Source organism: Bacteroides caecicola, from assembly GCF_023337095.1.
Taxonomy (GTDB): Bacteria; Bacteroidota; Bacteroidia; order Bacteroidales; family Bacteroidaceae; genus Phocaeicola; species Phocaeicola gallinarum.
In genome coordinates this window covers 189,594-203,930 of record NZ_JAMBLM010000001.1, presented here as the reverse complement: position 1 = coordinate 203,930, position 14,337 = coordinate 189,594, and the positions used below count along the sequence as shown (strand labels likewise).

Sequence of the window (14,337 nt, the reverse complement as noted above, 5' to 3'; positions counted from 1 at the left end):
CTTCTCCTTTAATTTTATTCGTCAGACATTTTTTTCAATGAAGTAATCAGATTGTATCTGTTTTCCTTCAAATCCTGAAGAGAACTCATCACGTTCTTAATAACAGAATAAGGAGTACTTTGATCAGCTTTGATGGCGATACGCAAATCACGGTTTGTTATGCGTGCATTACGTATCCAAGACTTGAACTGATTATCCACACTGTCACAAGGAATTCCGTAATTCTTCAATATTTTATCCTGCTCTTCGCCTGGAAGTGCAAGAAATTGTTTCATATTCTTCATCGGTACACCGAACGTCTGGAATACAGAGAACTTTTTAATCTCTTCAGGAGTAAATGTCAAACCATATTCCTTTCCTACGGCTTCCAATGTTGCAGCCATATCTTGCTGTTTGTCAAGACTCATGAAAATCTTGCCACTCGGTTCGACAAGAATCTGCAAAATGTTCGTTTCCGGAATCTTGATTTCAGAAACCGAACCCGGAGTAACAACCTGTACCGGTTCTTTCTTAATGAAGTTACCTGTCAACATAAAGAAAGTAAGCAACAGCACGGTCACGTCACTCATGGCAGTCATGTCGATAAACATGGACTTCTTTTTAACTTGAACTTTACCCATAATTAACTATTTAAAAATTAGTTATACTATTTTCGTCTACACGAGAGACCTACCGTTAGTCCCTTCGGATTATTTATGGGTAGCGTTGAATGTCTGTACGATAGAGAAGCCTACTTCGTCAAGGCTGTAAGTCAATTTATCGATCTTATTAGTAAAGTAGTTATAAGAAATTACTGCCAACGCACCAGTCAAGATACCGAATGCAGTGTTGATCAAGGCTTCAGAGATACCGGTTGACAACGCAACTGAGTCAGTACCACCACCAGCAGACAAAGCGGCGAATGAACGAATCATACCGATAACGGTACCAAGCAAACCGCAAAGAGTACCCAGTGTAGTAATAGTACCAATGATCGGCAAGTTCTGCTGCAACATCGGCATTTCCAATGCAGTAGCTTCTTCCAATGACTTCTGGATAGCCAATACCTTCTGGTCTTTATCCATTTCAGTGTTTTGTTCCATTTCACGGTAAGTCTGCAAAGTTGCACCTACTACATTTGCTACAGATCCACGTTGTTTGTCGCACAATGCTTGAGCAGCCTGCATATCATTTTTTGCCAAAGCTTCTTTGATTTGAGCTACGAATTTAACCAATTTACCACGGCCGAAAGCAGCACGGATAGTAAAATAACGTTCAACGCTCAATGCAATTACAGTCAACAGCAAAGTCTGAATAATAGGCACGACAACACCACCTTTATAGATAGTACCCAGCATGTTGCCCGGAAGCGGATGGTTGTTCGGGTCATTGTTCATAAAGTTTGAAGGATCACCCAACACAAATTTGTAAATACACAAAGCAACAACAAAGCATGCGATAATAACTAAACCAGCAGCTTCAATTCCTTTAAATCCCTGTTTTTTTTTGTTATTAGTTTCCATAAAAATAAAAATTAATTGTTTTGGTCTATAAAAAAATACTTAACTCACACTTTTAATATTTAGGTATAATACAATACTCAATACAAAAAAATAAGGAATGGTTAGTTCTATACCCCGGTTAACAAAACACCGAATAAAAGTAACCAGCCCAACACATCTAAACATTTATTCTTTCCCACACAAATACAAAAGTATTTACATGGATTCTCTTTATAACATTATTATATGGAATTGTTCGTGTCTGTTGCATTTTCATGACAAAACAATAGTTGACATCAATACAGCTTTAATAATCTCACATTCCATAATAATAGTATATACTTTTGCGACACAAAGAAAGAATAATTTCATGAAATATCAAAATCAAAAAAGTATAATTTTAGACAAATTTGAAGATATAGAGTAAAAATAAGCCTTAAGTCAACTCTATTTTCAAAAAAAGCCAACCGATTCCAATCGAATCAGTTGGCTTAATACTTTTTTACAAATATGCTTTACAGACTGAAAGACCATTTAGTTTGCCATTTCCGAAATAAATTTGATACGCACTAAACGTATTTCTTCTTCAGTGTATTCATCACCTAACTCTTCCATGGCGTCTTCTATTTTATCGGTCGTCGACTCTTTAAAATAGTCATAGATATCCTGCATGTGGTCTTCGTCCATTATTTCATCCAAGAAATAATCAATATTCAATTTTGTACCCGAATAGACAATCGCTTCTATTTCATCTAACAGGTCACTAAACTCGATACCCTTAGCTAAAGCAATGTCATCTAAAGCCACCTTGCGGTCAATACTTTGAATAATGGATACTTTCAACTTCGACTTATTGGCTACCGTTCTTACGCGCAAATCTTCCGGACGGTCGATTTCATTTTCTTCGCAATGCTTACGTATCAACTCGCAAAATTCCTGACCGTACCGTTTCGCCTTACCTGCTCCCACGCCCGGAATGTTCTGAAGTTCTTCGAGCGTAATCGGATAAATAGTAGCCATTGCCTCCAACGAAGGGTCTTGAAAAATAACATAAGGAGGAACATCCAGACGTTTGGACATTTTCTTACGCAAATCTTTCAACATTGAGTAAAGAACCGGGTCGACAGCACATGAAGCGCCACCTCTCATCGGTGTTTCCTCTACTTCTTCTTCATCGAAGTCAATGTCTTCTACAATCTTGAAAGAAGTTGGTTTTTTCAAGAACTTATGTCCGGCAGAGGTCACTTTCAACAGCCCGTAATTTTCTACATCTTTATCAAGATACCCGGCTATGAGAGCCTGACGGATAACCGCATTCCACAACCGTTCGTCTTCTCCCATTCCAGAGCCAAAGACTTCAAGTTCTTCATGCTTATGAGCCAAGACTTCCGATGTTTCTTTACCCAATAATATATCTATAATATAATCTTGCTTAAAATTCTCTTTAACAGCAATGATTGTTTCAATCACCGCACATAATGCATCTTGAGCCTCCACTTGTTTTTTCGGATTTAAACAATTATCACAATTACCACAATTATCCTCCGTATATTCTTCTCCGAAATAGTGTAACAAAGTTTTTCTACGACACACTGAAGACTCGGCGTAAGCAGCCGTTTCGAGCAACAACTGCTTGCCTATTTCTTGTTCTGAAATAGGTTTACCTTGCATAAATTTCTCCAGCTTTTGCAAGTCTTTATTCGAATAGAAGGTTATACACAGCCCCTCTCCTCCATCACGTCCTGCGCGTCCGGTCTCTTGATAATACCCTTCCAGACTTTTAGGTATATCATAATGAATAACAAAACGGACATCCGGCTTGTCAATTCCCATACCGAAAGCAATCGTAGCAACGATGACATCAATATCTTCTTTCAGAAACGCATCCTGATTGGCATTACGTGTAGCAGAGTCCATCCCCGCATGATATGCACGTGCCTTGATATCGTTTGCCAAAAGGATTTCTGTCAATTCTTCTACCTTTTTCCGGCTCAAACAATAAATTATGCCGGACTTTCCTTCGTTTTGCTTGATGAATTTAATAATATCCCGGTCTACATTTACCGTCTTTGCCCGTACTTCGTAATACAAATTCGGACGGTTAAAAGAAGAACGAAATTCCGTTGCTTCCATCATTCCGAGATTCTTCTGAATATCCATCTTTACTTTCGGCGTAGCCGTAGCTGTCAAAGCTATAACCGGAGCTGTTCCGATTTCATTTATAATCGGACGAATCCGACGGTATTCAGGACGGAAGTCGTGCCCCCATTCCGATATACAATGTGCTTCATCAACTGCATAAAACGAGATTTTTACATTCTTTAGAAAAGCGATATTCTCATCTTTAGTCAATGATTCAGGAGCTACATAAAGCAACTTTGTCTTTCCCGCCAGAATATCCGATTTGACTTGTTCAATAGCCGATTTGGAAAGCGAAGAGTTTATAAAATGCGCAACGCCGTCTTCTTCACTGAAGTTACGCATCGCATCCACTTGATTTTTCATCAAAGCGATAAGCGGAGATATAACGATAGCCGTTCCTTCCATTAACAAAGAAGGCAACTGATAACATAACGACTTTCCACCGCCCGTAGGCATAAGGACAAACGTGTCCTTTCCTGCTAACAGATTACGAATAATGGCTTCTTGATTTCCTTTAAAAGTATCAAAGCCGAAATGTTTCTTCAGTTGTTCGGTTAAGTTGATATTTTCCGTCATATTTCCCTTTGTTTTTAAGTGAACATCTTTATTACTCTTGTAACAAAGTTATAAACATCTTTCCATATTACACAAATATTTCGGAGAATATTTTACCGAAGAAGTCTTTTTTTCAATGATTTTTTCTGATTATGCCATTTGCAAACGCGACAAATTAGCTTTGTTCATCTGCTCTTTGGCGTAATCTAACGTTACAACAAACTTATGCACATTTTGAGAAGGTATCTCAAACATGGTATCGTTCATTATCGTTTCTACTATGGAACGTAAGCCACGCGCGCCTAATTTATACTCTATCGCTTTATCTACAATATAATCAAAGACTTCGGGTTCAAACTCCAACGTTACATCGTCCATCTCGAACAGTTTGACATATTGTTTTATGATTGAGTTTTTAGGCTCGGTAAGGATATTACGCAAGGCCGTCCGGTCTAAAGGATTCAGATAAGTCAATACCGGCAGACGTCCTATGATTTCAGGAATCAGACCGAACGACTTCAAATCCTGAGGCGCGATATACTGCATTAAGTTGCCTCTATCTATTTTTACCGTTTCTTTAACAGCACTATATCCCACTACGTTTGCATTCAAGCGTTGGGCTATCTTACGTTCAATGCCATCAAATGCTCCTCCACAAATAAACAGGATATTCTTCGTATTGACCGGAATCAGCTTTTGTTCCGGATGCTTACGTCCACCCTGTGGAGGCACATTTACAACAGAACCTTCCAACAGCTTCAGCAATCCCTGCTGTACACCTTCGCCACTCACGTCGCGCGTAATAGAAGGGTTATCTCCCTTGCGGGCTATTTTGTCGATTTCATCGATGAAAACAATGCCGCGCTCCGCTTCCTCTACATTATAATCTGCAACCTGAAGCAAACGTGTCAGAATGCTTTCGATATCTTCTCCTACATAACCGGCTTCGGTTAATACGGTAGCGTCAACGATAGTAAAAGGAACGTGAAGCATCTTGGCAATCGTACGTGCCAAGAGGGTTTTTCCCGTACCCGTACTACCTACCATAATGATATTCGACTTTTCTATCTCCACGTCGTTTTCATCTTTAGGCTGAAGCAACCGTTTGTAATGGTTATACACCGCTACCGATAAATAACGTTTGGCATCATCCTGCCCTATAACGTATTGATCTAAAAACTCTTTAATATCTTTAGGTTTAGGCAGTTCTTTTAAATTCAAGTTTCCGGCAGAGCTATTTCCATGCTGGTGCAAGGCTTCTTGAACGATTTCGTATGCCTGTTCAGAGCAAGTGTCACAGATACATCCATTTACTCCTGTTATCAAAAAGCCTACTTCATCTTCCGACCGACCGCAAAAACTGCAACGCCGTTTGTTTTTCGATGTTTTTTTATCTTCCAATTTGCTTATACATTTATTTATATCAAATGCAAAAAATCTCTACAAAGAAATTATACCGCCGGCTTGCGAGAAAGCACCTCGTCAATCATGCCATACTCTTTCGCTTCTTGAGCCGTCATCCAATAATCGCGGTCAGAATCGGCCCACACTTTGTCAAAATCCGTATGCGAATGGTCTGCAATGATCGTATAAAGTTCTTTTTTCAGTTTCTGAATCTCACGGGCTGTAATCTCAATATCAGAAGCCTGACCTTGAGCGCCTCCCATCGGCTGATGAATCATTACGCGCGAATGAGTAAGCGCAGAGCGCTTTCCTTCTTTTCCGGCAACCAACAAGACGGCGGCCATCGAAGCAGCCATGCCCGTACATATCGTAGCAACATCGCTGGTAATAAACTGCATCGTATCATAAATACCCAGCCCGGCATATACCGACCCACCCGGTGAGTTAATGTAAATAGAGATATCTTTTCCTGCATCGACCGAATCCAAGTACAGCAACTGTGCTTGCAGCGTATTTGCTGTATAGTCATCAATCTGCGTACCAAGAAAAATAATACGATCCATCATCAATCGGGAAAACACGTCTAACTGAGTTACATTTAACTGACGTTCTTCCAATATATAAGGATTCAAATAGCCCGCTTGCGACTTGATAACGTCATCAAGCACCATGCTATTCATTCCCAAATGCTTGGTAGCATATTTTCTAAAATCGTCCATTCTTATAATGCTTTTATGGTTTTTAGGCACGGATTACAAGAAGTTACAAGGTCTTTCTTCAATAAAAACCAAGAAATCCAAGCAAGCCGTGCCTAAGAATAATTTTTCAGTCGGAAATCGTTAATAAAACGATTTACTTTTTATTGAAACATCTTGTTGAAATCTTCAACCGAAATAGCTTTATGATTCAACGTTACTTGAGTCTTCACAGCCTCAGCCAACTTCGATTCAATCACGCGGTTAACCAATGCTTCTACACTTTCACGCTTCTTCAACATTTCTTTTGAATAGTTTTCCAACAATTCATCGGGCACATTAATCATACCATACTGTGCGAACTGTGCACGAGTTGCTTCCTTAGCCATGTTGTTGATGTCAGCCTGCTCTACTTTAATATTATTTGCAGCCACCAGTTTTTCTTTAATCAAATGCCAAGTCAGCTCTTCAAGGCTCTTTTCGTAATTTTCATTTACAAACTCTTCACCTTTTTCTTTGTTGTTTTCCAGCATGATTCGTTTCATCAAGCCATCTGCAAATTCCAACTTGCCCACTTTACCCATTGTGTAAGTACGAACATCCAGCAAGAATTTATAATCGCTGTCTGATTCGAATTGTTTTGCAATCGCTTCTTTAATCTGAGCGCGGAATTCTTCTTCATTGTGAGCCTTGCCTTCGCCCAATACCTGATCGAACAGTTCTTGAGTCAAGTCACCCGGAATCATGCGAGTGATTTCTTCAATCTGGAAGCTAAAGTTACCTTTATGTTCTGCTACTTCTTCTTTCTTCAGTTTCAATAAAGAAGCCAATTCTGCATCATTGTTATCAAAAGCAACCGAAGGATTGAATACCAGCACCGTGTTTACTTTCGCACCGTTGAAAATAGCTTTTTGGTCATCGTTCTTCATATAAGTAGGCATCATTACAGCACCTTCTACCTGAACGCCACCTTCTTTCGTGTTGCCATTTTCATCCAACTCAGCCAGCAAACCTTTCAGCATATCGTTTTCCTGATATTCTTCCACCTTGTCATATTTAGCCGTACGCTGCGTATACATTTTTACCTGCTGGTCAACCATAGCGTCTGTCACTTCAATATCGTAATAATCCACCGTATCGGCATTCGATAATTCTAATTCAAATTCCGGAGCCAAAGCGATATCGAAAGAGAATTCAAAATTTTCGTCTGTTTCAAAGTTGGCATTGCTTTCTTTAGGCAGCGGAGTACCCAGCATGTTTACTTTGTTATCACGAATGTATTCGCCCACTTTTTCTTGCATCAGTTTGTCAACTTCTTCCACCAATACAGAAGTTCCGTATTGTCTTTTAATCAGCCCCATCGGAACCATACCTTTACGGAAGCCGGGCATATTTGCTCTTTGACGGATTGTCTTCAAAGTCTTATCAACTCTTTCCTGATAATCAGCTTTCTCAATCTGAACAGTAAGCAGCGCGCTTACCTTGTCTACGTTTTGCAATGAAATATTCATTTCCGAACTTATTTATTTAATTATTACTATTTTCCAATTTATGACTAAAGAGGTTGCAAAAATAGTGTTTAATCTCACAATTACCAAACAGTCAAGCTAAAAAATATAAAAAGGATAATCAGTACACAAGCGCAGCCAGACTCGCTTGAAAGGACCGTATAGGAGCAAAATACAGAGAGAGCGATAAAAGAAGTCTTCTCTTATCGCTCTTTGCTGTCGGAATGAGGCGACTCGAACGCCCGACCCCTACGTCCCGAACGTAGTGCGCTACCAACTGCGCTACATTCCGATTTTTGTTTGCTTTTCTTCTGAATTGCGGTGCAAAGGTAAGGACTTTTTTTGAACTACCAAACAAAACAAGAATATTTTTTTATTTTGTTTGTTTTTTTCTTCTTTTTCCTCCAACGAAGAGGTTGTCTTTATACATTATTCTTAGCTTTCCGGGAAGCTAAAAAGCGCTAACGGTATCGTTTTTCGAGGTCTTTGCCGCAAGCAATAATCTTTTCCGCTACGTCTATCACCTTGCGAGCTTCTTCCCCGGCTTTCTCTTGGAAATCAGTTTCTCCCCGCTTGCTTTCCAGCCACCGGAGGGAAGGAATAGCCTCTTTCGCATCAATCATTACAAAAGTAGGCAACATTTTGTGGGCTATCCCGCAAAGCATTTCCATATTCTTTTCTTCAATAGCCTTTTTCATCTGATTTACATTTTTCATTGTCTCCAGAACAAATGTCCGAAGGATTTCACCGGCAGCATCAGCATCATCTTCAGAAAAGGCTGTCAAAGATGAAAAATTAAACGGAGTTTTTTCCGCAGGTTGAGAAGCATCGGAGGAGATTTCATCCGCAGCCGAAGTTGCAGCCTGTTTTTCAGCCAATGTTATTCCCGAAAGAACCTCCGTCAGCACCTGCTGCAAATCGGAGCGATTAAACGGTTTCTGTAACATGCCAGAAAAACCTTTCTCCCGGAAATCGGCTTCAGTCAAATCGCCACGCGCCGTAATAGCTACCACCGGAACATTTTTTGCCTGAGGTATATTCATGTAGCGCAAGCTACGCAACAACTCAAATCCGTTCATTGCCGGCATTTGAATATCTGTAAATATGACATCGAAAACGTGTTCATGCAATAAATCGAAAACCTCTGCGGGCTGTTCACAACAGTATATCTCCGGTTTATTCCCCGAATCACGAGCCGCAAGCACATTATTTAATAAGGCTTCTGTAAGATTCATCTGGATTCTATCATCATCTATCAAAAGAATCCGGAGCGCTCTACTTGCACGGATAGGAACAAATGCTTTCGGCTCTGATAGGGGAGCGTTATCCGAAAGCGGCAACGGAATGGATATTTTAAAGGTACTGCCCTCGCCGGGTGAACTTTCCACCTCTATGTTTCCTTTCAACAGGTCTACTAACTTATTAGTAATAGACAATCCCAGCCCAAAGCCTTCTTGCCCTTGCGCACTGCTTAACCGGGTAAATTCTTGGAATATGCGTTCTTGTTCCTGACGGTTCATTCCGCATCCGGTATCGGCTACGCTAAAAACAAGACATCCGGTCCGATAACCGAAAGTCAGCGTTATGCTGCCCGCTGCTGTAAACTTCAAAGCATTAGAAAGCAGGTTTTCGGCTATCTGCCGAATACGGAAAGGGTCACCTTCTACATTCAGCGATGCCGGAAGATTTTCTTTCAGGTTTAATTCCAAACCTTTTTTCTCTACAAGCGGCAAAAAGCTGTTATAAATGTCTCCAAACAATTCATGAGGATTAAACACGACGGAGTGTAAGTCCATTTTTCCCGCTTCCAAGCGGTGATAATCAAGCAGCGAAGTTACCAAATCAAGCAGATGCTTAGCCGAGCTTTTCATGTTCGACAAATAGAACAACTGGCGCTTGTCTTTCACAAGCCGGACAAGCAAGTCTATATATCCTATGATAGACCCTGCCGGAGCTTTGATATCATGAGTTATGGTCAACATTAACTTCTCGCGGGCTACAAGCAGGTTTTCGGCATATAGTTTCGATTTTTCCAGCTCACGGCGATAATGGTTACTGCGTGTCAGGTCGCGCCAGATAATGATAAAAAACACCAATACCAAAATAACGGCCAGTGTAGCTATAATGCCCATTGTTTGAGCTGCCTGTTGACGAATTGACCGATCTTGCTGCAAACGGTGGTAGGCAGCAGACAATTCATCCTGCTCAATACTTTCGAGCAACTGGTTTACTCGTTTGCTCAAATTAGTACCGGCAATATGCAAACGGTTTGTGCGATTGGTCAACATGCGTTGTTGCTCCTGCCGAGTCTGGAACACCTTATCGTGTATTCCGGTCAGCATGTTAGCGATGGTGTCTATCGGGTTAAACACTTCGTCTATCGTATCGGTATAAACTTCCTCTATCACGTTATTCACCAAAGTTGAATCCGCCTTTCCCGGAGCAAACACATCTTTTACACGTTTGAAAAAAGGCTTCCGCCGATGATGAATCGTGTAAGTGTTTTGGTGAGTGATAACCTTTCTTCTTAAATGAGTTGCATTTTTCAATATAGAGTCTTGCTGAGCAATCAGACTATCCAATTGCTGCCGGTAAAGTTCGTCGGGCGGACTTTGACGCAATGCCTCCAGCACCAGCCTCATATTCTGCTCTTTATTGTGAAGCAGCGTACGCACCGTATCCAAACGGGCTTGTTGCAACGTGTCGGTCAACTGTGCCTGAAGGCTATCAAGAGCAATGCCTACTTCCTTCATCGCTTTTTTGTAACGCGGATACTCATAAATTCGTCCCACGTGAAGCGTCTGCCCTATGATTTCTGCCTCATACAGCTTGCTGATCAGATGGTGGGTAGTATGCCTGCGGTTGTTGATGCTTTCTTCCACACCGGCAGGCTCTATCAGCAAATTCATCTGGCGATAGATATACACGATAGCGCCCAAAAGCAGGGCTATGAGCAATATATATCCACAAGCGATTTTCGAGGAAGTAGAAAGCATAACTCAGACTCCTTTCTTTGTTTTATACCTGAAACGCAGGTAATACATAATGCCTGCCGAGGTTAAACCGAAGGGAAAAGCCATCCAGATTCCGGTAATTCCCCACCCGCAGACAAAGGCAAACAGATAGCCCGCAGGCAATGATATGATAAAATAGGCAATAAACGAGCACCACATCATCGGGCGTACATCAGCGATACCTCGCAAAGCATTTGCAAAATTGATTTGCAATCCATCACCGAACTGGTAGATAAGGAAGGGAATTATCAACTGGACAACCATTACACTGACGGCTGCATCGTCGGTAAACCATCCTCCGATATAATGGCGCAGACAAAAAATAGGAATGCAGGTTAGCACCAACAGGCATAACATCAGGTGGAATCCATTATTGGCTATTTGCTTTACCGATGTAATGTCTTTCTGACCGTAAAAATTACTGATACGTACAGAAACGGCCGCGCCCATTCCGTAATACATCATGAAACAGACCTGAGATACGGCAATCATAACTTGGTGAGCCGCCAACTCCGTACTACCCAGCCATCCTACCATAATGGCACTCAAACTAAAAGAAGCCGTCTCCATCCCCATTTGTCCGGCAATGGGAAGTCCCAATTTGTTCAGCAACATAAAATCCTTACGGTTTACTTTACCACGATGGAATCCGCGTTTGAACACGTCGTAACGCGACGTGCCGAAAAACAGTGCAAGATAGGCAAGTACCATCAGGATACGGGATACGAGCGTGGACACACCGGCACCCGTCAGCCCCATTTCAGGCATTCCCAATTTACCGTAAATCAGAATATAGTTGCCGACAATGTTCAAAAGGTTTCCACCCAATAAAATCCACATAGACACTTTCGTATCGGTAATGCCATCGGTAAATTGCTTAAACCCGTTAAACCACAATACAAAAGGCAACGAAACGAGCAATACCAGATAATAAGGACGCATAAAGGGCAACAGTTCTTCCGGCTGCCCCAAGCGGCCTATATTCTGATAAAGGGCAAACATTACCATGCAAACAATAATAGCCAACAGCGTATTTGCGGCGAGACTGTTTTTCAAAGCATTCCCCGCCTCTTCTTTCTTACCTTGACCGAACAGGCTTCCCACAACGGGAGTCAGCCCGTACGAAAATCCGGTACTAAAGATAATGGCAAGCGTAAACATGTTGTTCACAAAACTTGCCGCAGCAAGTTCGTTTGAACTATGATGACCTACCATCAGCGTATCGGCAAAACCCAAGATTATCACTCCTATTTGCCCCACAACGATAGGCAGGCCCAATTCAAGCAACGCCCGATAATGAGATTGTTTCATTTGTTACACTTTTTGGTATAAGTTCATGATTGCTTCTTATAATAAAGTACACTGCAATTTTCCGGTACGAAACACCGAGTGGCCACCTCCTGAATCTGAGCGGCTGTTACCGACCGATACTTGCCTACTTCATCATTTATATCTTCTGCCCGATTAACCAGCTCAAAGTATGCCAGATTGGTAGCCAGATTCAGATAATTCATATTATTGAATATCTGTTCGCTCTCATAGCGGTTTTTTACTTTCTCTAATTCCACTTCGGCTACGGGCACGGTTTTCAAGCGTTCCAGTTCTTCCCAAACAGCATGTTCCGCCTGTTCCAGCGTCACCCCTTCCGACGGTTTCCCGGTAACGAATATCAACCCTTCGTCCAAACTGCCCGATATATAGGCATCGATGGAAGTAAACAGTTTCCGGTCGTGTACAAGCGAGCGGATGAAACGGGAGGAACGTCCGCTCGACAACACATCGGTTATCATATCATAGACATAATAATCGGCGTGATGGCGGTTACACATGTGAAACGCCATGTACAAAGCATCAACCGGAACAGGACGCTCTACCGTCATGCGGCGTATCGAGGTCTGGAGTGTTTCTTCGGGCAACTTACGTACACGGACATCTCTCGACGGTATGCTGCCAAACCATTTCTCAGCCAGCCGGACTGTTTCGTCAAACGAAATATGTCCTGTCACAGCAAGAATCGCGTTATTAGGCGCATAAAAGCGGAAAAAAAAATCTTTCACTTCCTCAAGTGTGGCATTCGCTATATGGCTAATCTCTTTCCCGATGGTGGGCCAGCGGTAAGGATGAGTCTGATACGCCATTTCCCGAAGCAAATGGGAAGCATCTCCGTAGGGTTGGTTCAGGTTTCGCTGCTTAAACTCTTCGATAACTACCTGACGCTGTACCTCCAAACTGCGGGGAGAGAAATCAAGACTCAACATACGGTCGCTTTCCAGCCAAAAACCTGTTTCCACATTTTGGTAAGGCAAGGTTATATAATAATTCGTAATGTCGTTGTTCGTCCATGCGTTATTCTCGCCTCCTGCATTCTGCACGGGCGTATCATAATCGGGCACGTTTACCGAGCCACCGAACATCAGGTGTTCGAACAGATGGGCAAAGCCTGTATGTGCAGGGTCTTCATCGCGGGCACCTACATCGTAAAGTATGTTCAGAGCAACCATCTGTGTCGAGTTATCTTCATTATGTACGATGCGCAATCCGTTGGCAAGCGTATGTCGGTTTACTTGAATCATTTTTCCAACACCTCTGCTTTAAGTATTCGAATATTTGTCACCGGGCGGTCGGCACGGCCGGTCTTCGCGTTTCCTATTTTATCAACCACGTCCATGCCCTCTGTCACTTCACCGAATACGGTATAAGCTCCATCCAAATGGGGCGCACCTCCTACCGTGGTGTAGGCTTGAACTTGCTCTTTGCTGAACTGCAACGCCGGCTCTTTATCCACTTGGGCACGTGCTTCTGCCTCAAGTTTGTCTTGCAGTTCCAGCAAACCGTCGTTATCGCCCGCACGACGCATCTTGTAGATTTCTTTCATGTGCTTACGAGCCAGCTCATTGAATACTTCGCCTACGCGAGATTCATTCAACTGGTTTTCCAAGTCAATCAGCTGCGCCTCGCTGAACTTTCTTCCGGTCACGATATAGAACTGGCATCCCGACGATTCGCGTTTCGGGTTCACTTCGTCGCTCTGACGAGCAGCCGCCAGCACTCCCCTGCGATGGAAAAATTTCGGATTGATTTCTGCCGGAATCGTGTAACCCACGTCACCGTTTCCCAACATTGCCGTATCAGCCGCATCCTTACTCTTCGGGTCGCCTGCCTGAATCATGAAATTCTTAATCACGCGATGGAATAAAGTGCTGTCATACGTACCGTTTTTTACTAACTTAATAAAGTTATCGCGATGTTTCGGCGTTTCATTATACAGTTTAATCGTAATGTTTCCTTCTGTGGTTTCAAACTTTACCAACGTTTCATCTCCCTTGTTCATGGAATTGCTTTTTTGTTGACAGCCCGTGCATACCGCCATGCTCCAAGCCGTCAGGGTTAATAATAAAAAAAATACCTTTTTCATATTCTACGGTTGTTTGCCTGCAAAAATACGTTTTTTACCGCGAAGAATCAGCATGTCTGCCTTCCTTTTTACATGCCCAAAACGCATCCGCATGTGTTACCAAGTCTATCCCATAGCGTTTGC

At 42.1% G+C, this 14,337-nt stretch carries 10 protein-coding genes and 1 tRNA gene; all 11 read right to left on the bottom strand.

All coding sequences use genetic code 11. The features are described 5' to 3' along the window. Positions 1–14: 14 nt before the first annotated feature. Complete coding sequence (locus M3085_RS00750; RefSeq protein WP_191710630.1) at positions 15–620, bottom strand: ExbD/TolR family protein; 606 nt, start codon at positions 618–620, stop codon at positions 15–17. Positions 621–689: 69 nt separating this feature from the next. Beyond that, positions 690–1,502 carry a MotA/TolQ/ExbB proton channel family protein gene (locus M3085_RS00745; RefSeq protein WP_191710629.1) on the bottom strand — a complete coding sequence of 271 codons (813 nt, stop codon included), beginning with the start codon at positions 1,500–1,502 and terminating at the stop codon, positions 690–692. 513 nt (positions 1,503–2,015) lie between these two features. Next, positions 2,016–4,199, bottom strand: a complete 2,184-nt coding sequence (recQ, locus tag M3085_RS00740) for a DNA helicase RecQ (protein ID WP_191710628.1) — start codon at positions 4,197–4,199, stop codon at positions 2,016–2,018. A gap of 129 nt (positions 4,200–4,328) precedes the next feature. Then, positions 4,329–5,579: an ATP-dependent Clp protease ATP-binding subunit ClpX gene (clpX, locus tag M3085_RS00735; RefSeq protein WP_191710627.1), complete on the bottom strand. Its 1,251-nt coding sequence runs from the start codon at positions 5,577–5,579 to the stop codon at positions 4,329–4,331. Between the two features lie 50 nt (positions 5,580–5,629). After that, positions 5,630–6,301: an ATP-dependent Clp endopeptidase proteolytic subunit ClpP gene (gene clpP, locus M3085_RS00730; protein WP_191710626.1), complete on the bottom strand. Its 672-nt coding sequence runs from the start codon at positions 6,299–6,301 to the stop codon at positions 5,630–5,632. A gap of 140 nt (positions 6,302–6,441) precedes the next feature. Next, positions 6,442–7,788, bottom strand: a complete 1,347-nt coding sequence (tig, locus tag M3085_RS00725) for a trigger factor (RefSeq protein WP_191710625.1) — start codon at positions 7,786–7,788, stop codon at positions 6,442–6,444. Positions 7,789–8,004: 216 nt separating this feature from the next. Further along, positions 8,005–8,077: transfer RNA gene (locus M3085_RS00720), tRNA-Pro, on the bottom strand. A 169-nt stretch (positions 8,078–8,246) separates the two neighbouring features. Continuing rightward, positions 8,247–10,781 carry a hybrid sensor histidine kinase/response regulator gene (locus tag M3085_RS00715; RefSeq protein ID WP_204499679.1) on the bottom strand — a complete coding sequence of 845 codons (2,535 nt, stop codon included), beginning with the start codon at positions 10,779–10,781 and terminating at the stop codon, positions 8,247–8,249. Positions 10,782–10,784: 3 nt separating this feature from the next. Beyond that, positions 10,785–12,110 carry an MATE family efflux transporter gene (locus tag M3085_RS00710; protein WP_249052059.1) on the bottom strand — a complete coding sequence of 442 codons (1,326 nt, stop codon included), beginning with the start codon at positions 12,108–12,110 and terminating at the stop codon, positions 10,785–10,787. A 23-nt stretch (positions 12,111–12,133) separates the two neighbouring features. Then, the gene (locus tag M3085_RS00705) at positions 12,134–13,372 is read right to left on the bottom strand and encodes a M16 family metallopeptidase (RefSeq protein WP_191710622.1); all 1,239 of its coding nucleotides are present in this window, start codon (positions 13,370–13,372) and stop codon (positions 12,134–12,136) included. After that, positions 13,369–14,169: a peptidylprolyl isomerase gene (locus tag M3085_RS00700; protein WP_178256231.1), complete on the bottom strand. Its 801-nt coding sequence runs from the start codon at positions 14,167–14,169 to the stop codon at positions 13,369–13,371. Before M3085_RS00700 ends, M3085_RS00705 begins: the two co-directional genes overlap by 4 nt. Between the last annotated feature and the right edge of the window lie 168 nt (positions 14,170–14,337).

Bases quoted from the DNA above. Each gene is read 5' to 3' on its own strand.
- M3085_RS00750 (WP_191710630.1), bottom strand. From the start codon at position 620: ATGGGTAAAGTTCAAGTTAAAAAGAAGTCCATGTTTATCGACATGACT.
- M3085_RS00745 (WP_191710629.1), bottom strand. From the start codon at position 1,502: ATGGAAACTAATAACAAAAAAAAACAGGGATTTAAAGGAATTGAAGCT.
- recQ (WP_191710628.1), bottom strand. From the start codon at position 4,199: ATGACGGAAAATATCAACTTAACCGAACAACTGAAGAAACATTTCGGC.
- clpP (WP_191710626.1), bottom strand. From the start codon at position 6,301: ATGGACGATTTTAGAAAATATGCTACCAAGCATTTGGGAATGAATAGC.
- tig (WP_191710625.1), bottom strand. From the start codon at position 7,788: ATGAATATTTCATTGCAAAACGTAGACAAGGTAAGCGCGCTGCTTACT.
- M3085_RS00715 (WP_204499679.1), bottom strand. From the start codon at position 10,781: ATGCTTTCTACTTCCTCGAAAATCGCTTGTGGATATATATTGCTCATA.
- M3085_RS00710 (WP_249052059.1), bottom strand. From the start codon at position 12,110: ATGAAACAATCTCATTATCGGGCGTTGCTTGAATTGGGCCTGCCTATC.
- M3085_RS00705 (WP_191710622.1), bottom strand. From the start codon at position 13,372: ATGATTCAAGTAAACCGACATACGCTTGCCAACGGATTGCGCATCGTA.
- M3085_RS00700 (WP_178256231.1), bottom strand. From the start codon at position 14,169: ATGGCGGTATGCACGGGCTGTCAACAAAAAAGCAATTCCATGAACAAG.